We start from the raw sequence: 24,221 nt of genomic DNA on the forward strand, positions 1-24,221 counted from the left end.
TACATCTTGTTAATTAGCGGGTTTCAACCATTTTCTGGGCGATCGCCAAGGCTTGTTTAACCTGCTCAAACCCGGTTCCGCCCAGGCTATTCCGAGCTGCGACAACTTGCTGCGGTGCGATCGCATCATAAATATCCTCTGCAAACGCGGGATGAATTGCCTGCCATTCTTCTAACGTCAGATCCTTAAGCAATTTGCCAGCCGCCAACGAGGTTTTGACCACTGTACCCACAAGGTTGTAAGCATCCCGAAAGGGTACTCCCTTAGCGGCTAAATAATCAGCCACATCGGTGGCATTGGAGAAGTCGTTAGCCACAGCTTCTGCCAATCGCTGCGGTCGAAACTCCAGTCCCTGATGCAGAAGAATCGTCATAGACTGCAGACAGGCCTGCACCGTACCCACGGTATCGAACAGCGCTTCTTTATCTTCTTGCAAGTCTTTGTTGTAGGCCAGAGGTAATCCCTTCATCATGGTCAACAAGCCCTGCAAATGGCCAAACACCCGCCCTGTCTTACCTCGCACCAACTCCGGCACATCGGGGTTTTTCTTTTGAGGCATAATACTCGACCCGGTGGAACAGCTGTCCGTGAGGGTGACAAATCGAAATTCTTCTGATGCCCAAAAAATTACCTCCTCGGCCAGACGTGATAAATGCACCATGATCAGGCTAGCGGCATTGACAAACTCAATGGCAAAGTCCCGATCGCTGACGGCATCCAGACTGTTGGCATAGATGCGTTCAAATCCTAGCTGATCGGCGGTGTACTGGCGATCGATGGAGAAGGTGGTCCCGGCCAAGGCTCCAGCTCCCAACGGAGAGGTATTAACACGTTTAGCTACATCGCCTAAACGCTCGTAGTCACGTTGGGCCATCTCTACGTAGGCAAGCAGGTGATGGGCCAGACTCAGGGGCTGAGCTCGCTGTAGATGGGTATAGCCAGGGATTAGGGTGTCTACGTGGACTGAGGCATGGGCTAGCAAGGCTTTTTGAAAGTCTCGGATCAAGGTGCGGATGGTTTTGATGTGCGATCGCAAATACAACCGAATATCCGTCCCCACCTGATCATTCCGCGAGCGTCCTGTATGCAACTTTTTGCCCAGTGGCCCCAGCAGTTCAGTTAACCGACGTTCTACCGCAAAATGGACATCTTCTTCGTCCACACCAGGGGTAAACGTCCCTTGACGATATTCTTGGCGAATCGCCTCTAAACCATCCACCAACTGCTGACCTTCAACTTCAGAAATGATGCCAACCTTCGCCAACATCTTGGCATGGGCCTGGGACCCGGTCAGATCGTAGTCAACCAGGGCAATATCAAACCCAATGCTGGCATTAAATTCCGCAATAACCGGATGTAATCCCGTCTCAAATCGCTGACTCCAGGGGGTAGGTGATGTACTCAAATCGTGAAAACTCCTGCCAATAATGAAGATGCCGACGCGCACCGCCTAAACTTACCCTAAAGCGCACTAGGAGACTATCCAATTACCTGTGCCTAACCTTAATAAGTAGTGATACCTCGAATTACATAGCCCACTACCATGCCAATGAGTAATGCCCACAGCTGACCTGAGTCCACAAAATTACCTAGAATATCCCCAGAGCGGTCAAAGAAGTTATCCTCAAACTGCTGAGCGATCACAGGCATAGTAACGGCAGCAACTGGCTGATCCACAATTGGCGTAACAGGTGTGAAATCACCAAAAGCGCTAGAGGATGTCTCGATTTTCATGGGGCTTACTAAAAATTTGGTAGATAAATAATCGGGCAAATCGATCATTGCACTACACCTAGATAACATCAAGCCATTTCCGGAATTGTAGGGATTTTGCACAGAAAACCCTTACAATTCCAGAAATAATCGGCCCCCCCTACTCTTCAATTGCAGACAATTGCCGAAACTCAGCAGGTTGGGTCACCTTCATGACCACCAGCGTCGTATCGTCATCCTTAGAACGATCAGGACCAATAAAGTGACGCAATAAATTGAACAGATAGTCCAAAATCTCTTGGGAGCTTTCTAAGTTACGACAGGCCCAGCATACAGCCTTGATCAAATTGTCTTCATCAAAGCGCTCACCACGAATATTAGCTGCATCGGTAAAGCCGTCCGTATAAAAAATCACCACGTCACCTGGATACAGCTGCATTTGTCCCTCATGGTAACGGGTATCAATATCCAACCCCAGCAGCATACCGTCAGCATCTAACCGACTGATGGTATTGTTAGCCGCCTGCCAAAGCAGTGGTGGATTATGGGCTGCATTACCATAGGAAAATAGCTGGGTCCTGGGGTCATATTCTGCATAAAACAACGTCACAAACCGATTTGAACTCTCCAAATCGGTGTGCATAACGCAGTTGAGATTCTGCAGAATTTGCCCAGGGGAATGCTCGTTGAGCACCTCTGCCCGCAACATGCCCCGCAACATGGTCATAATCAAACCTGCGGGTACACCCTTTCCCATCACATCACCAATGGCAATACTCCATGGTTGGGCGGATGATAATTGAGTCGCCGGATTACGTAACTGGTCGTAGGTAGTTGGAATGAAATCGTAGTAGTCTCCACCAACTTTTTGAGCCGTTTGACAGCGAGCGGCCAGATCCACACCCTCAATGATTGGGCACTGGCGAGGTAGCAATTTTTCTTGGATCTCCGCCCCTAGCTCTAGTTCTCTATCCAGCCGCTCTTTTTTACGTAGAGCCAAGGTCAACTCATCATTTTCAATCGCTACAGCTGTCTGGTCAGCCACCAATCGAACCAGCTTTTGCCGGGTCTCTGTCCAAGCATAGTCGCCATCATCACTAAATACATAGAGACGCCCACGCTCAACATTTTGAACAATGATGGATGTGCCAAATAGCTTCAGTTCTGGAGCCAGAAAGTGATTTAGCTGCTGATCCAAAGTCACCATGGCATTACGAGCTGCCTGATGGGTCAGAGCCACGGATTCGCCATCCGATCCTTTACCCCCTGACGAAACTGCCAGAGAAGACGTAATCTGACGTGTAGCCGACTCCAAGGCATAACGCACAGTCTGACAGGTGTCGTTAGTCGGACAATAAAGGCGCTCTAGGCGTAGCTGACCATTGGGACGAAACAATACCAGAGCACCGCCAGTCGCATCGGTTACCCGATTGGCAATCATTGGGATCAGCTCTAAAAACTGACTAATGTTGTTCAGGCTTCGCAGGGCAAACCCTAAAGAACTCAGCAAATCCTGGATTTTGTACTGCTCACGCTGTAGTCGAGCCACCAGTTCTTTGAGTGCAAAAACAGGTGTGCCGCCCGGTAGGGTGCTGCCCTCGGGAAGGGAATTAAAGGGTAGCGAGGGACTAGGCGACATAAGCACAATCGACAACACCGTCGATAGTTAGGAGCAGTAGGACAAAAAAACACCAGTGAATGCAAGGCAATATAGCGGTCAAAGTCACGCTTGGCAACTAGATATTTAAGGTTAACTATAAGTCTTCAAACAAACTTGCTAACGCAAAATTTTAGACACCAAGATAGCATCTCCGCCACAACCGTCAAGGGTATTTTGCTCATCCTGATGACTTTCCCTAGGGCCACTGCACTCGGTAGGTGTGGAAAACCTCACCTGCAACCTGCTTCGTGACCTTAGCTCCCATACGTTTAATCAACGCTCGCCAATGGGGTAAATCCACTAGTTCAACATCAGCGCCCAAATAGGTTTCTAAAATAGCCCAATTTTCTGCTAATTCTTCTTCTGGGTTAATGACATCAAAAATAAAATGCCCCCCTGGCTTTAAGCAGGGCTTTACAGCGGTCATTACCCGTTCCCAGTAGTCCAATGGATAATAGCAACTAAATCCAGTCGCGATTACCAAATCAAATGTCGCTGGTTCATAGTCGAGCTTATGGGCTGGGGCTAATTGAACACCCTTAAATAATTTTGAGTCCAGCTGAGGCCCCCGTTGATTGAGGGCCGCCTGGGCAACCTTGCTGATTTCTTGACCAACGAATACCGCTTTCCACTCTTTCCAGGGATAAATCAAAAAACTGAGGCCACAGCCAAGGTCTAAGCAGCGTTGACCTTTCTTAGGGCGGGCGACTTCCCAAAACTTAGTGGTAATACGCGGGGTTAAACTACCCGCCACCCACTCCCGAAATACCGCCATCTCTTCGACCTCATCCGGTAGCTCAAATGATTTACCTCCATACTCTTGGTCAAACCTTTGAGCTACTGCCTGTAGCTGGGAAACTACCATCCTTGGGTATCCTTCTCACTAAATAATCGAATTAATCGAATTAATTACAGGCGGTCAATCGCTAACGCCCCTTCAGTGCCTTGGTAAAGTTCTGACGATAGGAGGCACTAATAATAAACACAGGCCAAAGCAGTGTTAAATACAGCTTGCCGCTACTGAAGTTGGTGCGATTAAAGCCGGTCCAAAATTTCCAAGCGCCATAGCCATAACCGCCTAACAACAATAGTCCTAACAAAGTGGGCATAGATTTATCCTCGCAATGGTCAATAAAGTAATCAGTGCACTCAGGCTTATAGTTATAGCCGTTGGAAATTTTGTCTGCAGGATATTAATGCTGATAGTCATAGACCGTCAATGGCAATAGGTCATGGAACACAATACGCGTCACCTTATAGCAGTAGACTAGGTACTTTGAAGGCTTGCTTAATGAATATAAAGTTGAGCTTAACAAAGCAAGTACAATTGACACTGCATACATCTAGCACGGCAAAAGAAATGTAATCACTCAAAGCACATATTGCCTGAGTGTATTTCAAAGGTTAGCGTCGTTGTCTATTCACAGCTAACCTTCAATCAAAATTGTTTGAATTCTCATAACCCACAGGAGGAATTATGCGCGCAGTACTCATGGCTGGTGGTTCTGGAACCCGACTTCGACCGCTAACTTGTGACCTGCCAAAGCCCATGGTTCCTGTGCTCAATCGTCCAATTGCAGAACATATTGTCAATCTGCTAAAGCGACACGATATCAATGAAGTCATCGCTACGTTACACTACTTGCCCGATGTGATGCGTGACTATTTCCAGGATGGGCGCGACTTTGGTGTACAGATGACTTACGCGGTGGAGGAAGATCAGCCTTTGGGCACCGCAGGATGTGTGAAGAATATTGCTGAACTCCTGGATGCCACATTTCTAGTCATTAGCGGCGACAGTATTACGGATTTTGACCTTAAAGAAGCGATTCGATTTCATAAGGAAAAAGGCTCTAAAGCAACCCTGGTCTTAACCCGCGTGCCAAACCCCATTGAATTTGGCGTAGTCATTACAGATGAAGACGGACGCATCAAGCGTTTTTTAGAAAAGCCCTCCACCAGTGAAATTTTCTCAGATACAGTCAACACTGGCACCTATATTCTTGAGCCTGAAGTCTTAGATTACCTACCTGAAAATCAAGAAAAGGACTTCTCTAAGGATCTGTTCCCTTTATTACTGGAAAAGGGGGAGCCGATGTACGGCTACGTGGCCGAAGGCTACTGGTGTGATGTGGGCCACCTCGAAGCCTACCGGGAAGCTCAGTATGATGCCCTTGAAGGCAAAGTATTGGTGGATTTTGCCTATCCTGCATCTTCCCCCGGTATCCATGTAGGTCAAAATACCCACATTGATCCAACCGCTGTGATCAAACCACCGGTTTTGATTGGCCGAAACTGTCGCATTGGGGCTCGGGTTACCTTAGAACCAGGCACAGTCATTGGTGACAATGTCACCGTTGGCAGTGATGCTGACCTTAAACGCCCCATCATTTGGAATGGAGCCATCATCGGTGATGAGACCCATCTACGAGCCTGTGTAATTGCCCGGGGCACTCGGGCCGATCGACGAGCTCACGTGTTAGAAGGTGCAGTGGTCGGTGCTCTCTCCACTGTCGGAGAGGAGGCACAAATTAGTCCAGGGGTCAGGGTATGGCCCAGCAAGCGGATTGAGTCTGGAGCCACACTCAATATCAACTTAATTTGGGGCAATACGGCCCAGCGCAATCTTTTTGGTCAGCGCGGTGTGACGGGGCTGGCCAATATTGATATTACCCCTGAGTTTGCAGTCAAATTGGGGGCAGCCTATGGGTCTACCCTGAAACCGGGGTCCTATGTCACCGTTTCCAGGGACCAGCGCAGTATTGCCCGCATGGTCTCCCGATCTTTGATTGCCGGGCTGATGTCTGTGGGTATCAATGTCCAAAATCTAGAAGCAACGGCCATTCCTGTGGCTCGCGTCATCCTCCCAACATTAGATGTTGCTGGTGGGATTCATGTCCGTCTGCATCCTGATCGGGCCGACCAAATCTTGATTGAGTTCTTTGACAAGAAGGGTATTGACATTCCCAAAGGCAAGGAAAAGAAAATTGAAGGAGCTTACTTCAAGGAAAATCTGCGGCGATCTCAAATCCATGAGATTGGCGAAGTCTCCTATCCAGCCAACCTAATAGACATCTACACCAGGGAATTCGAGAAACGACTGAATGTAGGCTCTATTCGCCACAGCAATTCTAAAGTCGTCATCGACTATGCCTATGCGGTTTCCGGTGCCGTCCTACCGAGATTGCTAGGAAAATTTGGTTGTGATGCCGTTGTGCTAAACGCTAGTCTGAGCCAAACTGCTCCCTCCATGGCCGAGCGAGAACACATGTTAGGCCAGTTGGGGCAGGTAGTTCAGGCTCTACAAGCTACAGTTGGGGTACAGGTAGCGGCCAATGGCGAACAGCTAGTGCTGATGGATGAGGTGGGCTCACCGATTCGCGGAGAAATGTTAACGGCTCTGATGACCCACATGATTCTGACGGCCCATCCCCAGGGAACAGTAGTTGTACCGGTTCATACCTCTGGAGCCATTGAGCAAATTGCTCGTCGCCATGGTGGCCATGTCGTTCGCACCAAAGCTAACCCAACTGCCCTCATGGAAGCTTGTCAGGCCAGCAGCAATGTTGTTCTAGGTGGCAGCGGTGACATGGGCTTTATCTTCCCTCAACTCCACCCTGGTTTTGATGCCATGTTCTGCATCGCCAAGTTAATCGAAATGTTAACTATCCAGGAACAGTCCTTGGGCCGTATCTGGGGTGACTTACCCAGAATTTCCCATCGAGTACAAACTCTACGTTGCCCATGGACTATCAAAGGTGCACTGATGCGTTATCTTGTGGAGAGTCATCCCGCTGATACTCTTGAACTGGTGGATGGTGTCAAAATAGTTGACCGTACTCGCGATAACTGGGTGTTGATTTTACCTGACGCTGGCGATCCGCTGGTCCATATCTTTGCCAATAGCGCCGACCGTGATTGGGTAGATACCCATCTACAGGACTATCGCCAACGGGTTCAAAGTTTCATTGAAAAAGAGCAAGGTATTCGAGAGGAACAAGTCGTATGAATCATTGCATCCTCATGGGCGAGATTGTCGAGAGCCCACAGCTGCGCTACACCTCCGACAACCAAACCCCCATTGCCGAATTTAAGATCAAAATAGCTGGGCTGCGCCCAGATGATAGTCCATCGCAGTTTAAGGCCGTTGGTTGGGGCAACCTGGCACAGACAATTCAAGACGCTAGCTACGGTCCTGGTGATCGAGTCGTGGTTGAAGGTCGATTAACCATGAAAACCGTTGATCGACCTGAAGGGTTTCGTGAAAAGCAAGCGGAAATCACCGTCCAACGTCTGCACCGCATTGCCGAGATGCAATCTATGCTGATGGCAGCGGCACCTCCCATCGCTGAAGGTAGTCATAGCGGCAGTCGTCCAGCTGCCTCGACTCCGCAGCCAAGCAGCCCACCGACTAATACCACGACGCCTGATTACGACGAAATTCCGTTCTAGTCATAGCCTTATAGAGGTAGTCTGCGATTATGCAGTTATCAATTAATGGCCCACCTAAGTTTATTCGGCGCGGGTGGGTCATTAATTATTGATAGTTAGACTTACAGATATCCCTGCAAAAAATCAAACGGCTCGTCTTCCCAACAAGGCTCTGGATAGAGCTGCCTTAAACGAATACAGACATCGATCAAAATTTCTTCGACTTGCAGGTCATCAAATATATCCTCCAAAGCCTGTTCATCACGATGCCGCAAAGCGGTCAACGGTTCTGCATGGAACGTCAGTGGCTTTAGGAATGGATGAATTTGAGATTGCTGTCGCGCATGACGAACGTCCTGCCAAGAACACGTCCAAGAGTCTTGGGTAGGAGTTTTATCAGTGAACGAGGAAAAACGAGATTTTGGCTCAACTCCTATTACAGTCTGAGCAACTGAATAAAAACCATTAGAGGGCTTGGCTTCAGGAAAATTAGTGTCGGGCATAGGCTGAATGTCCGTTATCAAACCATTGTATTGGTCCATAAGACAGTTCGCTATTCTAGACAACAAACATCAAGCACCCGTGAGGCTATTCCTAACGCCCGACCTGTTGAAATAATTGAACTCAATCCTGACTCTGTAGGCCTATGCATCATGATTAGATGCCAGTCCTACGTAGTAATGCCTAAACTTTTATATCTTCAGCATGGCGACGCCAGCTGGTTGGTGATTCTTCCAGATACTGAGCTGATAGTCGAAATACCTCAGTAAAATGCTGGACAAGTATGGGTTTCACCTCGGCTAACGTAATGCCATGCACAAACTGAGCCATAGAGCCAACCGGTCGATCAGCTATACCACAAGGGGTAATGCGCTCAAAGCCTGATAAATCTGGACAAATATTCAGAGCAAACCCATGCATGGTGATCCACCGGCTGACCTTAATGCCAATTGCAGCCACTTTATAATCATCAACCCATACACCAGTCAAACCTTGAATGCGCTTGGCTAAAAGGTTGTAGTGAGCAAGCGTACGAATCACAACCTCTTCTAACTGGCGCAGATACCAATGCAAATCTTTGCGATGGTAATGCAAATTCAAAATGGGATACCCCACTAATTGGCCAGGGCAATGATAAGTGACTTCACCGCCACGTTCTACTCGATGCACTTTATAACTGGGATTAGTTAAATCAAAATGCACAAACTGCTCTTGCGAGCCAGCGCCCAGGGTATATACCGGAGGGTGCTCAGTCAACACCAGAACATCGTCTGCGTTAGAGTCCTGTTTACGTGTAGACACCAATTCTTTCTGATATTCCCAAGCCAATTTATAGGCGATTAAGCCAATATCTTGAACAATAAGCTTTCTATCTTCAGTCACTATAAGAATGTTGATTCTGTATCAGCTTTTCGTCACTTTATACCTGCTTTAACTGACTTTATATATGCAAAAAAATGAATGTAGTAGAGTCAGAAAAATACTGAGCTATCGAGTAATTCAGAACTATCTATACATCACAAGAGAAAGATTAAAAAAGTATTAAGAGTCGCAAAAGTCAACCTCCCTTCCCAAGGAGGGGATCAATGTTCACAAGTGCTAGAACCCTTATTGTACAAGAAATTTTGTGATCTTGAGGGAACACATAAGACTCAAATCATCCCGCGCTAATCCTAAAGATTTATCAACGGATAAAAATGTTTCTAAACAGAAAAAATCTCCCAGAATTAAAGTGCTAGGGTGAAACTAATCGCTTATCTTCTATCAGTGGAGGCAGCTTTATGAAGCTTGTTATCCAAGGAAAAAATCTTGAAATTACAGAGGCTATTCGCCAACATGTTTCACAAAAAATTGAGAAGTCAGTTAGCCATTTTCAACGAATGATCAATAAGGTTGATGTTTGTTTGTCTGTGGCTGGTGGTACAAAAATGCCCAATCGGCAGTATGCAGAAGTTACAGTTCATGTAAACCGCGCTGTAGTAAGGGCCGAAGAAAGCAGCGAAAGCCTATATGCCAGTATTGATTTAGTAGCGGATAAGATTTGTCGGCAGCTTCGCAAATACAAGGAAAAACGTCGCAGTTCTGATCATGTATCAGTGCGTTCCATGGAGATTGATACTACTTCTCAGGATGCGAATTTGCACGTCACTGAGCTGTTAGAGCAGGGCCAGCCCCAACTGCCAGCAGAGGTAGTTAGAACAAAATATTTTGCAATGGCTCCCATGTCAGTGCAAGAAGCCCTGGAAAATCTACAGCTTATTGATCACGATTTTTATGTGTTTTACAACTTGGAGACTGACCAAATCAACGTGATATATGAAAGGAATCACGGTGGGTATGGACTGATTCAGCCTCGTCCTGCGGGTGCCAATAATGGCCATGGCAACGGCCATAGTGCCCATGTGTCTGTTAGCAATAACGGACATCTTCAGACCGATAAACATCACCTGCAATCCGCACCTCTGCGCAATTAGATGTCAGTAGGTAAGGCATCTATTGTGCACCTTTAACCTTCAAAGCCGTTGATATGCCTGACAGTGCATACCAACGGCTTTATTTTTAGGTTGAGAGTGCCAACGCCCCAGCCTATTGATTCAGATTATCGATGCTATCTACATCAGAGATAACATCGTAGGTTTGATTAGCAAAGGTTACCCGGTCTCCTGCCCATAGTTTGCGACCGCGTCGTAACTCTACCTCATCGTTCACTCGTACATGGCCAGCCTGAATCAGATGTTTGGCTTCACCGCCGGATTGAACTAAGTCATTGAGCTTTAGGAACTGGCTTAGTTTTATAACGTGTTCGGACATGATGGATATTCAAAGGCAATAGTTAGTTCTCTAAGACAACGACGTTAGGATAACTTCAAAGCACTGACGGGTACATCATCCCAAGAGTCTACAGTGCGCAATCGAGCGACCCAACCAGCTTCTTTTTGCTCATCTGTTAATGATGCTTGAAACGTTGCATGGCATTCTTCAGCAGCATTTTGATCACAACAAGCGATGGCAGAGTAGACAATCCCAGAGGGATCTATATGCTCATTTACCCAAATCATAAAAGTCAAACTAGTGTGGGTAGAGGTTATGCAGCTGCTGGCTCACCTGATAAGCTCTGGATTGTTTGCTGCATCTCAGCAATGGCTTGCAACTGGTAGTCATTGACCTCTTGGAACCGTTCTAGCGTAACAAATACTCCATCCAGCATGTGTTGGATAGTATCCATTTTTTCAGCCGCAGGACCCATATACTCGTTACGGGTTGCGATCGCACGCTCCAAACCAGCCCAATCCTTAATCGCCTGCTCAAACGTGTCTCGTTCCTTCTCCAGATTAGACCGCTGATTGTCCAACTCAGACTGCTTAGTATCTACCTGCTGCTGTAATGAGTTACAGCGATTTTCCAACTCAGCAATTAACTTCTCTAACTCCACAGCCTGGGTCGCTAGCTCCTGACGGACCTGATCGATATGTTCCAGCACTGGCTCCAAATCAGCTGCATTTTCCACAGGGCTATCAACAGTTGCCTGACCCTGACGCCGCAATAAAACAGCTCGATGCTGGCTTAGTACCTCTTCCCGTTCCAGCAAATTACGGCGCTGACCAACCAAGGTTTTATTGAGCATATCGTAACGATCTTGCTCGTCACTGATATCAGCTTCAATCTGCATCCTGTCATACTCGCTAGCAGCTTCCGCTTTCTGCTTCAGCTCATCAATCGCCTGCTGCTGGTATGCCAGCTCTTCCTCTTGGTCACTAACAAAGCGAGACATCTTTTCCAAATCTGTTTCCATACCCGTCAGCAAAGCCTCAAGGTCTTCGATAGACATTTCCTCAAGTTTGGTGAGGTCAATTTTCTTGCCCAAACGTACCTGATCACCAGTATTCAGCAGCTCATAGACCTTTTGATATACTCCACTCTGCTGATTAATCTGCTCTGATACCAGTTGGTTTTGCTGCTTTTTCTGAGCAAGCTTTACCTTTGATTCCCGCAATTCTATACATAGTGCATTGAAAGCGCTGCGATCAGCATCAACAGTCTGGTAAAGCTGCTGCACCGACTGCTTGAATCGCTCTACATCATGGCTCTTAGATTGCAGCTGATCCTGTTGTTCAGAGCCAGTCTGCTGCAAACCTTGTAAAATGCCCTGATACTGCCCCAGGGAATCACGAGTGCTACCAAGTTGCTGACGCAGGTCCTCCATTGGCACTACGTTAACCATCAACTGCTCAACGGCATCTCTTAGCTTTTGCGTCTGGCTCGAATCTAAACCTGTCTGAGACGATAACGTTTCACGATGCTCTTCAAGCCTTTGTTTCTCTCCGTTTAAGTGCGCCCATGCGCCCTCCAGCTCAGAGTTTTTGCGTTCGTAGTCTTGGCGCTGTTCATCTAGCTCAGCGCGAAATGTCTCTAACTCTTGCTTTTGCGTATCTAACTCAGAGAGTTCAGTCGCCGCCTGCTTGATTTCATCTTCGCGGGTATCTAACTCCAGCTCACGTTGATTAAGTGCCTGACTTTGATAGGTTAGGGACTCTTTCCACTGTTCAATCTCGTCTTCTTGAGTTTTAAATTTTTTGTTGAGACTAGAAAAATTTTGCAGGATGCTGACCAACTGACGTCCCGCCTCATAATGACGCTGAACCTGACGACCATTGGACAGCTCAATTAAAATCAGCGCGCCAGAGCTATAACCTGCATCATCTGGAGCTGGGACTAGTTCATCTCCAGAGACAGCACTCCAATTTTGCTCCGAGCGCTCACAAGCTAAGAGTTTAAACTCAGCTCGGCTGCTGCCCATAAATCCACTTTTTTTCTGAACCTCGGCCAAATAACGCACGCTGGCATCCCCTTCGTCTATACAAATAGCTACCGGAAACAGCTACTCAGTTACACAATATCCACGTCTCGTTTAGTTAGTAATATAGAAGCTTAAGGCACTGTATTTATCAAAATATTGAAGCAAAATCAATAGCCAAACGATATTTATCTGAGCGACTCTAGACCTAATAATCCCAAGCTATTCGCTAGTGTATACGTGTCCGATGGAAACCTCTAACCTATAAAAAACAATTCTCCCAAAAGCGCTAAACCATGGAGGTTAACTATCACTTCAATGAATTAATTCCTCTCTAATATGTACATTCCTACGTGCGCATACGGCTAATCAATAGACACCACCACATACCATTCACATAAAAAATGTCACTTTATAAACAGCAGCTAAACTGCTTAGAGCACATAGCCACCTCATATAAAGACAGTGTAACTGTAGTTAAGTGCTAATAATTGTAGCTAATGCCGTATATCAATGTAGCCAACCTAGTTACCAAGTGCCAATTCCTTAGGACAAATCTATGCAGGGCCAGTTAAGCGAGCTGGATATTCGCAGTATTTTTCAACTGATTGATATTGGTCAGCAAACCGGAGAACTTTATATTGAATCTTTCGATGGGCCAGCCAACTCATGGCTAGTGTTTTTTGCCAATGGCGGCATTCTTTACGCTGGACGCACCAATGAACAGCTAAATCGGCTGCGCGATATTTTGTATCCCCTCAAGTTAGAGGTTCAGTGGGAAAGTGTTGACCTGTCTAATCTAACTCCCCTCCGTCCACCAGAGTACGGAGCTCTATGGTGGTTGCTAGAAAATGGCCATCTCACCACTCAACAAGCACGTTCCGTACTTTACCGTTTGATCGAAGAAACGCTTTTTGAAGTCATCAGCTTACATCAAGGGCGATTTTTGTTTCGCTTTCACGCCTCCCTGAGCCCTCAACTCACCGAATTTGACACCAAACCCCTGGTAAAGCGAGTGATTCGACAGTTACAGGGATGGTTGCGACTACAGCCTCGGTTAAATTCTTTTTACGATTGCCCCTTCCTAGCCGACACTTACCGTACAGACTCAGCATCCCTACCGCCACTTTTGGCCATGTCTGATGGCAAAACATCTGTGATTCAAATCTCGCGCCACCTAAGTCGAAATATTTTTAGTGTTGCTAACGGGCTATATCCTTATGTCCAGAAAGGGCACATCCAAATGGTGCATAGTCTACAGGCATCGCATCGCATCCAGACTAAAGCCCCTATTAATAATGCCGTTCCTCGCATCGTATGTATTGATGACACCCTAGCTGTTAGACAGGCCATAGAAATGATGCTGGATGCCTATGGCTACGAAGTCACATCCATTGGGAATCCAGTAAAAGCCTTGAGTTTACTGTTCAGTCTTAAGCCCGATCTCATTCTCTGTGATGTAGCTATGCCTGAACTAGAAGGGCATCAACTATGTGCCATGTTGAGACAGGCTCCATATTTCCAATCAGTTCCTATCATCATGCTGACAGGTAAAGACAGCTTTGTAGATCGTGTCAAAGCCAACATGGTTGGAGCCACAGACTATCTAACTAAACCCTTTGGCGAACCAGAGCTGTTAGCCTTAGTAGAAAGATACGTAGGTAGGGGCAATCCTAAGCGTCTTGCCCCTGAAATGCTACTTGAGCAGGAAATATCAGCTACCCTAAACCCTGAGAACTGGAGTAATCCATAATGATGGAAGATATCGAGTGGAAATCATTCTCTTTTCGAATTTATTAATGATTTTTACGTAACTTGTAGAACCATTACGCTCCATCCAACCAAAAGAATTTTGATGAAAGTTTAATAAATTAGATACGTACGGGTATTTTATTAGGCACAAGCGGTAGGGTGTGCATACCATCATGCACCAAATAGCCAACCAATCGCTGCTTTCCCAGGTGAATCCCAATTAACTGGGCATATTAGTCAACTTAAATAGTTATTTCCCCCTAGGGGGGCATAATGGGTTGAATCAAGATATGAACCGGTCTTAAACGGCGAAATTCAGGTTATGAGTACGGTTTTAGTAGTGGAAGACAGTGTTGCCCAACGAGAAATGATTATTGACTTATTAAAGGGTAATGGTCTACAAGTGACTGTCGCTAGCGATGGTGTTGAAGCATTGGCTCATATCCAGGGAGATCTACCTGACTTAGTCGTTTTAGACATCGTCATGCCCCGCATGAATGGGTACGAAGTCTGTAGGCGTATTAAGTCTGACCCTGCCACACAAAATCTGCCTGTTGTACTGTGTTCTTCTAAAGGTGAAGAATTTGACCGTTATTGGGGAATGAAACAAGGAGCTGATGCTTATATTGCCAAGCCATTTCAGCCAACTGAGCTAGTGGGCACAGTCAAACAACTGCTACGTGATTGAAATGCCAAAGATTTTTGAGGTAATAGGGGCCGATGGTAGGTAATCCAGACTTTCAAACCGGAGTAGGGCAAGATCAAGACCCTGAACTACAAAAGCTTGAAACGCCTGATGGCGAACTTCATCTGCGCTTCTATGTCGGAGCCGATGATGAATTTGCTTTACCTGCCATTGGTATTCGCCGAATCATTGAAAATCCCCCTGACCGTATCACCCCTGTTCCCAATGTGTCTCCTTTATTGCTTGGAACTTTGAACGAACAAGGGCGTGTCATATGGGTTGCCGATCTAGGGCAGTTTTTAGGTTATTCTCAACCGATGAATACTGACAGGGCAGAAATTCCAGTGATTGCTGTCGAACATCAGGGGACTATGTTAGGCTTAGCCGTTAATCAGATAGTGGGTACAGATTGGCTAGATGCGGAACGCATGAAGATGTCCCGCGACTACTCCGATACAATGGCACCTTTTCTAAAGGGGGAATGGGTACTAGATGCCAATACGGATCGCTCATTACGCCTATTAGACCATGTTGCCATACTGCGTTCGGCGCGTTGGGTAGCTTAGGGTCGATGGGTTGAAAATATGGAGAAGTTTAGACTGGCAGGAGAATACAGATGGCATCGGGCATAGATTACGCTCAAACCTATCAAGCAGCAGAACGTGCATATATGCAGGGCAGTTATGAACAAGCTGCTGACATTATTGAGCAACTGGCAGAAAATTACCCGAGCGATCCCAATGTGCTCCTGCTCAAGGGTCACATCTATTGCTATGGGCTAAGTGCGTACGATGTAGCCCGCACTCAATATAAATCCGTCTTAAATTTAACGTCCGATCCTGAGTTCGTTAATTACGCCAACAATGGCCTTACCTATGCAGAACAGATGGATGTTAGCCAGGTACAGGCTGATGAGAATGGCATAGAGGATATTACTGCAGATGGTCTGTTTGACTCCATAGAGCTCTATGGCGATATGGGAGAAGAGGGTGATGACTTGAGTGCCGGGCTCGATTTGTCCTTTGAAGAAGCAGATGGGGCAAGTTTTCAAACCGAGCCAACAGTAGACTCACCCACTGACCTAAGTGCACCCGAACCAAATGCACTAGAAAATGAAGATAGCTATGATCTTGCCACTGAAGCTACAGGCGATCCCTTCAATGCTACTGCTGATTATGAGAGCACCTCTGGTGATCAAGGTTTAGAGTTGGACGACGAGGACGATCCATTCTCCATTAGCGATTTGTCCATAGGTGGAGATCTAGGTAATGCTGAACTTTTAGATCCATTTGCGGACAGCAGCTTGGAAGGTCTTATTGAATCCTCAGAGGAAGAAGAGATTACCCTCGATAGCGTCGTCCGTGATGGGTCTTCAGCACCCATTCAAGATGTATCACAATTTGATCAAGATGATTTCGACGAAGCTTTTCCATCTGCACCGTCTTCATCGGGTGAGCTGGAAGACTTTCCAGATGTGGATGACTTTTTAGAGACAGGTAGTAGTTCTCTGGAGATTGATCGCCCTGAACTTGAAGTGGGTTTAGATGTTGGCTCAGACTTATTAGAAGAGCCAGATGATAAAACCCTCTTCATGATGGAACCGGATGATGCTCAACCCGACACTATGCCTATCGGGGATTTTCAAGAATTTGATGAGGCATCTACCTTGCCAGGTATTGAGACCACCGACAATGGGCTAATGGATGATGACATTGACGAACAGACTTTTCCAGGCGTTGATACGATGGAAGGCTTGGAAAGTCAGCAAGGCGGCGATATCGATTTCCTCGATGAGTTTGATGAATTTGATGATTTAGGCAGCCTGCCAGAATTTGATCTATCCGAAGGTGGTTCTACTGAATTTACGGAGGCTTCAGAAACATCAGAGGGAGGGTTTGCTGAAGCTCCAGTTACCCGTGGCGGTTCTGGCTTTAGTCTAGTAGAGGAGGATGACCAGGCAATCATTGGAGACGATGACATCTTTAGCATCGAAACTGCCGATCAGCTGCCATCCTTTACCCAAGGGGAAGAGTCGCCCGTTGTTGTTCCTGAAGTAGAAAGCGAGGGGATTTTTAATACCCTGAACAATGCGCCGCTTGCCACTAAACGCTTAATCATGGCAGGGGCTGCAGGACTAACATCTGTGATTGCGGTTGCAGGGGTTAATCTAGCTACCTTAGGACGGCTACCTGCTGACAGCACATCTCCAGACAATCGAAACCTAATTGCCCGAGTGTATCCTGCTGCCATGGGAGGTGCTGCAGGTATTGTTAGCTTTGTGACGGTATTTGGATTAGGATTTTTATTAGATCGCCAATCGAAACGCTCAATTGATAATCTTCAACAGCAGTTTGACTTGGTTTCCCAAGGAGATCTAAATGCGCGAGCAACTGTTCACTCTAGTGATGAGTTAGGTCAACTGGCCACAGGGTTTAACAAGATGGCTCGGGTCATTCTCACGACGACTAGTGAGGCCCAGCGAAAAGCGCAGGAACAAGAACAGGCTAAAGAGGATCTACAGCGCCAGGTAATTCGTCTATTGGACGATGTAGAAGGAGCTGCCCGGGGTGATTTAACCGTTCAGGCAGAGGTCACAGCCGACGTTTTAGGAGCGGTCGCTGATTCGTTCAACTTAACGATTCAAAATCTGCGAGAAATTGTACAGCAGGTGAGTGCGGCAGCACTACAGGTGACTAAGAGTTCGTCTGATAATGAGATGTTCGCCCGCAGCCTATCAGCAGATGCCTTGCGACAAGCTGAGGAGCTGGCAGTCACCTTGAATTCTGTACAGGTCATGACTGAATCTATTCAGCGTGTAGCAGACAGTGCGCGGGAGGCCGAAGAGGTCGCTCGTTCAGCATCAGCCACTGCCCTCCGGGGGGGGAAGCTGTGGAGCGCACTGTGGCTGGTATTTTAGAAATTCGCGAAACGGTAGCTGAGACTACCCGTAAGGTTAAGCGATTAGCGGAATCCTCTCAAGAAATTTCCAAAATCGTGGCCTTGATTTCTCAGATTGCATCTCGAACTAACTTACTAGCTTTGAACGCCAGTATTGAGGCAGCTCGTGCCGGGGAAGCTGGTAGAGGCTTTGCCATCGTAGCTGATGAGGTTCGTCAGCTTGCTGACCGAGCGGCCAAGGCATCTAAGGAGATTGAGCAAATCGTTCTGCAAATCCAGGGAGAAACCAGTGGCGTAATGACTGCCATGGAGGAGGGAACTCAACAGGTGATTGAGGGGACACGACTTGCAGAGCAGGCGAAACGATCGTTGGAAGATATTATCCAGGTATCGAATCGCATTGATGTATTAGTACGTTCTATTACGGCTGATACCGTCGAACAGACGGAAACCTCACGAGCTGTTGCTCAGGTAATGCAATCGGTTGAACTTTCTGCCCAAGAGACGTCTCAAGAGTCTCAGCGGGTGTCAACCTCTCTGCAAAATCTGGTGGGCGTTGCTCGGGATCTGCTGACATCGGTGGAGCGGTTTAAGGTAGAAAGTGATAAAAAGTAGGCTATTCGCATCCATTTTTAAACATGTCAAGGGACGACTGCCATCGCTATCAAGTATTTGAAGGACTGGCCTAATTTCCGATTTTATTTAGGGAGACGAGGGTGATGCTGCCTGAACAACAACAGCGTATATTGGGCTACTTCATTGAAGAAGCCAAAGATCATCTCAATACCATTGAGCAGGGTCTATTAAATCTTCAGGCAACCATTGTCAATCCGGAGATGGCCAATGAGGTATTTCGGGCCGCTCACTCTGTCAAGGGCGGTGCTGCCATGCTGGGCATTGAGAGCATGCAGCGTACAGCTCACCGCATGGAAGATTACTTCAAGCTTCTCAAAGAGGCCCCCATCAAGATAGATCGTTCCCTGGAGTCTATGTTTTTGCGGGTATTTGATGCCCTGCAAGAACTGCTTGAGCAACTACAGGGTCCCTTTGGCCTCACTGAGGACAAAGAGCAGAGTATCATGACGAGTGTAGAGCCCGTCTTTCAGCAGCTACAGGAACATTTAGATCAGCTTGTAGCTGAGGCAGACGCCAATGAGGCTGTTGTCGCAGAGGCTCAGCCTGTCGTCTTTACAGCACGCTCACCGCAGCCGGTTGAAGAAAGTGCATTGAAGCTTGTATTCAGCAGTGATGTATCAGCTGCACTTCGAGAAATGCTGGCTCGTTTCAAGCAGGCTGATACAGACGAAAGTAGATTAGCCCTGGAGGCTTGCTGTCAGTTATTAGAAAGATTTGGTGAGCAGTTTAACTTGCCAACTTGGATGAACTTGGTGAAGCATGCCCGTTGGGCAGTATGCGATCGCAATAATGACTATCGCACCCTCGCCCCTGCTTTAATCAAAGAAATCAAAAAATCTCAGGATTTAGTGCTGGCCGGTAGAGAGCCGGAAATAAACATCTCCGAAAAACTTCAAACGTTGGCCGCCCAAGGAGATATAACAGATACCACTGGAGATTTAGAGAGTCTGTTTGCAGATAGCACACCAGATACCTCTTCTACAGCAGGTGTCGAAGAACTATCCGTAGAATCAGACTTGACCTTGAATAATGTGGGCGAGCCATCCTCTGCAAATGAGGAAAGCATTTCCTTAGATGATCTGCTTAATAGTGCAGCAGTCACCCCTTCTGGTCCAGAAGTGGGAGATGCTGAGCTCACTAGTTTGGCCGATCTATTTGAAGCGGGAGGAGATGATCTCGACAGTGACTGGCAAGAAGAAGAGCTTCCTCTAAATGAGGGCAATCCGCCTGTTGAGTCTCTGGATATTGATATTGCTCCCGATTTTGAGGATCTTCTCAATGAAGATGCCACGGAGCTAGAAACCAACCAAAATGATTTTGAATCAGGTAATGAACTTGCAGATCTATTTGGTGATACTGACTCTACGGAATCAGCTGATTCCGTAGATACTCTGGATAACAGTGGCCTAGAAAATTTAACCGAGCAGATAAATACCTCTAGCACTGATATTGAATCTCCGTTATCAGAAGATCTTGACACCTCTTCTATCGATAGCTTATTTGATGACATAGATACTGCAAACGATTCATCTGGTGTTGATGAGCTATTTGGCGATCTTGATAGTTCAACACCAGATGATGTAGCCACTACTGCTGATAATTCACCTGATATTGATGAGCTATTTGGCAATCTTGATAGTTCAGAAGAAGCCGCCGATCAAGAACCCTCACTAGAACTCTCGGATAGTTTGGATGATTTTGACGAGCTCGCATTTAGTGAAACCAACCAAGGTGAAGAGCTTGTCGATAGTGATTTAGACCTCGATTTTGAAAGCCCTAGTAGTAGCGATGAGCTTGCTAGTCTTGAGCTAAATTTGGAGGAAGCCACTGGTGAGACCAATACTGACGAATTGTTCACTAACGATTTAGAAGATGTTGCCGTAGTTTCAGGAACAGATAGCTTCTTTTCTGAGGCAGCAGTACCTGATTTAGATTTATCAGAAATGGTCGAGACTTCAGAAACAGAAACCACAAAGTCCGAGTTCGAAGATTTCTTTACTGTTAATGACTCTGCAGCTGTAGCTCTAGCAGCAACGGGCTCGGATCCATTTAGTGATGATGACCTGTGGGAAACAGACAAGGGCTCTTCCAACACAGATACATCAGAGTTGTCAGACGAGCTTTCTCAAGATATTTGGGATGAGCCCGGTCAACAGACAGATACGCCCAATGAGTCAGCAAGCTTAGGACTTTCTGACGACCTGAGTGAGCTTTCCCTCAATCTAGACAGCGATATCGTAGCTGCAACACAAGATTCAAACGATTTAGAGCTAGATGATGTGTGGGCCTCTGTAGAAGATGTGACCTCTGAAATAGATGAAAAGACTGCAGCTGATACTGATGCAGTTGGATTAGATGATCTATTTAATGAAGGTGATCTCCCTGGTGACGACAACACTGCCTTAGAACAGGTTACACCCGATGATGCGCTAGATACTGGCTTAGGCGATCTAGACGATCTATTTGACAATGGTGGTGATGTCACGAGTGCTGATGCACCTGTAGGCGATCTCCTGGGTGACAACACTGCCTTAGAACAGGTTACACCCGATGATGCGCTAGATACTGGCTTAGGCGATCTAGACGATCTATTTGACAATGGTGGTGATGTTACGAGTGCTGATGCACCTGTTGGTGATCTCCTGGGTGACAACACTACCTTAGAACAGGTTACACCCGATGATGCGCTAGATACTGGCTTAGGCGATCTAGACGATCTATTTGACAATGGTGGTGATGTCACGAGTGCTGATGCACCTGTAGGCGATCTCCTGGGTGACAACACTGCCTTAGAACAGATTACACCCGATGATGCGCTAGATACTGGCTTAGGCGATCTAGACGATCTATTTGGCAATGGTGGTGATGTCACGAGTGCTGATGCAACTACATCAGATAATGCTTTAGATAATCTCTTGGGTGATGCAGATATCGCCTTAGACTCCACTGTTGAAAACAATGCTGATGAGTTGTTAACCGATCTGGATCTAGACAACCTGGAACTGGATGAGCCAGAGACAAATCTGTCAGACGTTGATCTATCCCTGGAATTAGGCAGTAACCTAAACGACGTCAGTAGCACAGCATCAGAATTGCTGAACGAGGAACTGGATGAGCCAGAGACAAATCTGTCAGACGTTGATCTATCCCTGGAATTAGGCAGTGACCTAAACGACGCCAGCAGCACAGAATCAGAATTGCTGAACGAGCCTCCTGTCAGCACGTTTGACTTTGACTTACTCGATATCGAGGACGATGGTATCGTTACCGGTTTTGTCAATGAGGATGAAAAGCCTGAGAGTCTTGAAAAACCCATTGAAACTGACACAATCGATAACCTCGAAATATTTGAGCCCTCATCAGATGAGCCAGGACTCGAATCCTTAGATTCCTTACTATCAGAACTGCCTGAAGAAATTGATGAATTTTCTGCATCCACAGCCACAACAGACAGCAGTAATGAGTTTGGTGAGCTTGAAGCGCTACTCGAAAGCCCAGATAACTTGCCTGAACCCAGCTCTGAATCACCATCAACCACAGACTTAGACGATGAATTTGGCGATTTAGAAGCATTATTACAAGATACGGATAAAACACTAGCTCCCGCAGCAGCTAGTGGCACAAGTACTTACAGACCCAGACCCACATCTAATCGGCTATCGGCACGGCGCATGGTGACGGATCAAACCATGCGGGTATCGGTTAGCCACCTAGATAATCTCAGTAACCTGGTAGGTGAACTTGTCGTTAATCGCAATACCTTAGAGCAAGACCAAGACCGCCTTCGTCAGTTTTTGGACAACTTATTATTCCAAGTGCAACAGTTAAATGACGTTGGGCAACGCATGCGTGATCTCTATGAGCGCTCACTGCTAGAAAGCTCTCTGATATCTAGCCGTCAGTCATACCATATGACCTCTGCTAGTTTTTCTGTAGAAAATTCAGATATCGAGGATCATGCCACTGGCGAATCCTTTGATGCCTTAGAGATGGACCGTTTTACTGGTTTTCACACGTTATCTCAAGAAATGATTGAGCTGATCGTGCGGGTCCGTGAGTCTGCATCAGATATTGCCTATACCGTTGAATCATCGGATCAAGTGACTCGTCAATTTAGACAGGTCACCAATCAACTCCAGGAAGGGTTAAATAAGGCCCGGATGGTGCCCTTTGCTCAAACAGCTTCTCGATTACCTCGGGCTGTGCGTGATATCTCTCTCAAGTGTGGAAAAGAGGCACGTCTTGTCGTAGAAGGCCGAGATATTCTCATTGACAAGATGATTCTAGAGCAGCTCTATGATCCCATGACTCACTTGGTGAACAATGCCATCACCCATGGGATAGAAACACCTGAGGAGCGCCACCAAGCAGGAAAATCATCGGAAGGCCTGATTACCGTTCGTGCGTTTTATCAAGGTAACCAGACTGTTATCTCGGTCGGTGACGACGGTGCTGGCATTGATCCCGATATTGTCAAACAAAAAGCACTACAGAAAGGATTAATTTCTCAGTCAGATGCCCACACAATGACTGTGTTAGACGTCTACGACCTACTGTTCCACCCCGGATTTAGTACACGGGACCAGGCTGATGATTTTGCTGGGCGAGGGTTTGGGATGGATGTGGTACGTACCTCGTTGGCAGACATTCGCGGTAATATCACCATTGATTCTGAACCAGGGCACGGCACAAATTTCACCATTCGTTTACCCCTAACCCTCAGTATTTCTAAAGCTCTCAGCTGTATTAGCAATCAAGCACGGATAGCCTTCCCCATGGACGGTGTCGAAGACATGTTTGATGTGTCTCGAGAGCGTATTCAGAAAAATGATCAAGGGGAAGATTGCATACTTTGGCGTGACACACTGCTACCGTTCCAGAATCTATCAGATTTACTGTCATTTAATCGCACCCTGGGTCGAGGGCGAGTATACGGCGGTAATCAAGATGAGAATATGATTTCCATCGTGGTATTGCGCAGTGCCAATAGCTTTATTGCCTTGGAAGTTGACCAGGTAATGGGCGAGCAAGAAATTGTCATTAAACAGCTAGAAGGTCCGGTCCCCAAACCTACTGGCATTGCTGGTGCCACCGTTTTAGGGGATGGTCGAGTGATGCCCATTGCCGATGTGTTAGAGCTAATTGATTTAGCCATGGGGCGCGTACGCCGTGAACCCAATGCAGCGTTATGGGCTCAATCAGAGGACACTCCGCCTGAAGAGCCTGCAAAAGTCAAGTCTGAACCCACGGTGTTGATTGTGGATGACTCGATTACGGTTCGTGAGCTGTTATCCATGAGCTTTAACAAGGTTGGCTACCGGGTTGAACAGGCTCGCGATGGCCAAGAAGCTTGGGAAAAACTGCGTTCTGGCTTGCCCTGTGACCTTGTATTCTGCGATATCGAAATGCCAAGAATGGATGGTTTAGAACTACTATCTCGTCTACAAAAAGACGATGGCTTACAGCAAATTCCCATTGCCATGCTCACATCTCGTGGAGCCGATCGTCATCGACAGATGGCGGTCGATCTAGGTGCCAGTGGTTACTTTACAAAGCCCTACTTAGAGGAGGCACTACTGGATGCCGCCAATAAGATGCTCCATGGGGAAAAGCTTGTCTAAGTTGGCTTTTTTATTGTCGGGATTTCCCAT

Annotated in this window: 17 protein-coding genes and 1 pseudogene; 8 read left to right on the forward strand and 10 right to left on the reverse strand. The window is 46.8% G+C overall.

The features are described 5' to 3' along the window. Positions 1–13: 13 nt before the first annotated feature. The 5 genes from argH to U2F10_RS30865 all read right to left on the reverse strand — a co-directional run bounded on the left by argH (position 14) and on the right by U2F10_RS30865 (position 4,482). Positions 14–1,405, reverse strand: coding sequence for an argininosuccinate lyase (gene argH, locus U2F10_RS30845; protein WP_499874181.1), 1,392 nt, complete (start codon positions 1,403–1,405; stop codon positions 14–16). Positions 1,406–1,503: 98 nt separating this feature from the next. Then, entirely contained in the window at positions 1,504–1,734 is a 231-nt protein-coding gene (locus U2F10_RS30850; RefSeq protein ID WP_499874182.1) for a hypothetical protein, read from the reverse strand. 139 nt (positions 1,735–1,873) lie between these two features. Next, positions 1,874–3,352, reverse strand: coding sequence for a PP2C family protein-serine/threonine phosphatase (locus U2F10_RS30855; protein ID WP_499874183.1), 1,479 nt, complete (start codon positions 3,350–3,352; stop codon positions 1,874–1,876). A gap of 217 nt (positions 3,353–3,569) precedes the next feature. Next, the gene (locus U2F10_RS30860) at positions 3,570–4,238 is read right to left on the reverse strand and encodes a class I SAM-dependent methyltransferase (protein ID WP_490795940.1); all 669 of its coding nucleotides are present in this window, start codon (positions 4,236–4,238) and stop codon (positions 3,570–3,572) included. A gap of 61 nt (positions 4,239–4,299) precedes the next feature. Then, positions 4,300–4,482: a hypothetical protein gene (locus U2F10_RS30865; RefSeq protein ID WP_163666989.1), complete on the reverse strand. Its 183-nt coding sequence runs from the start codon at positions 4,480–4,482 to the stop codon at positions 4,300–4,302. 368 nt (positions 4,483–4,850) lie between these two features. On the opposite strand from U2F10_RS30865, the gene U2F10_RS30870 reads away from it, so the two are divergent. Both U2F10_RS30870 and U2F10_RS30875 read left to right on the forward strand, forming a co-directional pair. Then, the gene (locus tag U2F10_RS30870; protein WP_499874184.1) at positions 4,851–7,382 is read left to right on the forward strand and encodes a sugar phosphate nucleotidyltransferase; all 2,532 of its coding nucleotides are present in this window, start codon (positions 4,851–4,853) and stop codon (positions 7,380–7,382) included. Further along, a complete protein-coding gene (locus U2F10_RS30875) occupies positions 7,379–7,825 on the forward strand; it encodes a single-stranded DNA-binding protein (RefSeq protein ID WP_163666985.1) in 447 nt (148 codons plus the stop codon). Before U2F10_RS30870 ends, U2F10_RS30875 begins: the two co-directional genes overlap by 4 nt. A gap of 101 nt (positions 7,826–7,926) precedes the next feature. On the opposite strand, the gene U2F10_RS30880 is transcribed toward U2F10_RS30875, so the two are convergent. Next, entirely contained in the window at positions 7,927–8,307 is a 381-nt protein-coding gene (locus U2F10_RS30880; RefSeq protein WP_490796184.1) for a hypothetical protein, read from the reverse strand. Positions 8,308–8,488: 181 nt separating this feature from the next. Next, complete coding sequence (lipB, locus tag U2F10_RS30885; RefSeq protein ID WP_348918135.1) at positions 8,489–9,187, reverse strand: lipoyl(octanoyl) transferase LipB; 699 nt, start codon at positions 9,185–9,187, stop codon at positions 8,489–8,491. A 398-nt stretch (positions 9,188–9,585) separates the two neighbouring features. Here lipB and hpf point away from each other — a divergent pair, with 398 nt between their 5' ends. Continuing rightward, on the forward strand, positions 9,586–10,278 hold the full coding sequence (gene hpf / locus U2F10_RS30890; RefSeq protein WP_163702767.1) for a ribosome hibernation-promoting factor, HPF/YfiA family: 693 nt from the start codon (positions 9,586–9,588) through the stop codon (positions 10,276–10,278). A gap of 112 nt (positions 10,279–10,390) precedes the next feature. On the opposite strand, the gene U2F10_RS30895 is transcribed toward hpf, so the two are convergent. The 3 genes from U2F10_RS30895 to hmpF are packed head-to-tail and all read right to left on the reverse strand — an operon-like array spanning position 10,391 to position 12,641. Then, positions 10,391–10,615: an RNA-binding S4 domain-containing protein gene (locus U2F10_RS30895; protein ID WP_163666981.1), complete on the reverse strand. Its 225-nt coding sequence runs from the start codon at positions 10,613–10,615 to the stop codon at positions 10,391–10,393. A gap of 44 nt (positions 10,616–10,659) precedes the next feature. Next, positions 10,660–10,863 carry a hypothetical protein gene (locus tag U2F10_RS30900; RefSeq protein ID WP_006517816.1) on the reverse strand — a complete coding sequence of 68 codons (204 nt, stop codon included), beginning with the start codon at positions 10,861–10,863 and terminating at the stop codon, positions 10,660–10,662. A gap of 26 nt (positions 10,864–10,889) precedes the next feature. After that, positions 10,890–12,641: a pilus motility taxis protein HmpF gene (gene hmpF / locus U2F10_RS30905; RefSeq protein ID WP_499874186.1), complete on the reverse strand. Its 1,752-nt coding sequence runs from the start codon at positions 12,639–12,641 to the stop codon at positions 10,890–10,892. Between the two features lie 517 nt (positions 12,642–13,158). On the opposite strand from hmpF, the gene U2F10_RS30910 reads away from it, so the two are divergent. From U2F10_RS30910 to U2F10_RS30930, 5 genes and pseudogenes are all read left to right on the forward strand, one after another. Then, a complete protein-coding gene (locus U2F10_RS30910; protein WP_163666977.1) occupies positions 13,159–14,352 on the forward strand; it encodes a response regulator in 1,194 nt (397 codons plus the stop codon). A 321-nt stretch (positions 14,353–14,673) separates the two neighbouring features. Then, entirely contained in the window at positions 14,674–15,039 is a 366-nt protein-coding gene (locus U2F10_RS30915) for a response regulator transcription factor (protein WP_006517813.1), read from the forward strand. A 32-nt stretch (positions 15,040–15,071) separates the two neighbouring features. After that, positions 15,072–15,602, forward strand: coding sequence for a chemotaxis protein CheW (locus U2F10_RS30920; protein WP_163666975.1), 531 nt, complete (start codon positions 15,072–15,074; stop codon positions 15,600–15,602). A gap of 50 nt (positions 15,603–15,652) precedes the next feature. Further along, positions 15,653–18,549 (forward strand): annotated as a pseudogene (locus U2F10_RS30925) (methyl-accepting chemotaxis protein). Positions 18,550–18,653: 104 nt separating this feature from the next. After that, the gene (locus tag U2F10_RS30930) at positions 18,654–24,191 is read left to right on the forward strand and encodes a response regulator (protein ID WP_499874188.1); all 5,538 of its coding nucleotides are present in this window, start codon (positions 18,654–18,656) and stop codon (positions 24,189–24,191) included. Positions 24,192–24,221 lie beyond the last annotated feature (30 nt).

The organism is Leptothoe sp. EHU-05/26/07-4 (genome assembly GCF_043421015.1).
In the GTDB taxonomy this organism is placed as follows: domain Bacteria; phylum Cyanobacteriota; class Cyanobacteriia; order Phormidesmidales; family Phormidesmidaceae; genus Leptothoe; species Leptothoe turfae.

What these genes read in the sequence shown, in the direction of transcription:
- U2F10_RS30850 (WP_499874182.1), bottom strand. Translation starts at nt 1,734, where the DNA reads ATGAAAATCGAGACATCCTCTAGCGCTTTTGGTGATTTCACACCTGTT.
- U2F10_RS30900 (WP_006517816.1), bottom strand. Translation starts at nt 10,863, where the DNA reads ATGATTTGGGTAAATGAGCATATAGATCCCTCTGGGATTGTCTACTCT.
- U2F10_RS30880 (WP_490796184.1), bottom strand. Translation starts at nt 8,307, where the DNA reads ATGCCCGACACTAATTTTCCTGAAGCCAAGCCCTCTAATGGTTTTTAT.
- hpf (WP_163702767.1), top strand. Translation starts at nt 9,586, where the DNA reads ATGAAGCTTGTTATCCAAGGAAAAAATCTTGAAATTACAGAGGCTATT.
- U2F10_RS30870 (WP_499874184.1), top strand. Translation starts at nt 4,851, where the DNA reads ATGCGCGCAGTACTCATGGCTGGTGGTTCTGGAACCCGACTTCGACCG.
- U2F10_RS30930 (WP_499874188.1), top strand. Translation starts at nt 18,654, where the DNA reads ATGCTGCCTGAACAACAACAGCGTATATTGGGCTACTTCATTGAAGAA.
- U2F10_RS30915 (WP_006517813.1), top strand. Translation starts at nt 14,674, where the DNA reads ATGAGTACGGTTTTAGTAGTGGAAGACAGTGTTGCCCAACGAGAAATG.
- U2F10_RS30875 (WP_163666985.1), top strand. Translation starts at nt 7,379, where the DNA reads ATGAATCATTGCATCCTCATGGGCGAGATTGTCGAGAGCCCACAGCTG.
- U2F10_RS30920 (WP_163666975.1), top strand. Translation starts at nt 15,072, where the DNA reads ATGGTAGGTAATCCAGACTTTCAAACCGGAGTAGGGCAAGATCAAGAC.
- U2F10_RS30895 (WP_163666981.1), bottom strand. Translation starts at nt 10,615, where the DNA reads ATGTCCGAACACGTTATAAAACTAAGCCAGTTCCTAAAGCTCAATGAC.
- U2F10_RS30910 (WP_163666977.1), top strand. Translation starts at nt 13,159, where the DNA reads ATGCAGGGCCAGTTAAGCGAGCTGGATATTCGCAGTATTTTTCAACTG.
- U2F10_RS30860 (WP_490795940.1), bottom strand. Translation starts at nt 4,238, where the DNA reads ATGGTAGTTTCCCAGCTACAGGCAGTAGCTCAAAGGTTTGACCAAGAG.
- U2F10_RS30865 (WP_163666989.1), bottom strand. Translation starts at nt 4,482, where the DNA reads ATGCCCACTTTGTTAGGACTATTGTTGTTAGGCGGTTATGGCTATGGC.
- U2F10_RS30855 (WP_499874183.1), bottom strand. Translation starts at nt 3,352, where the DNA reads ATGTCGCCTAGTCCCTCGCTACCCTTTAATTCCCTTCCCGAGGGCAGC.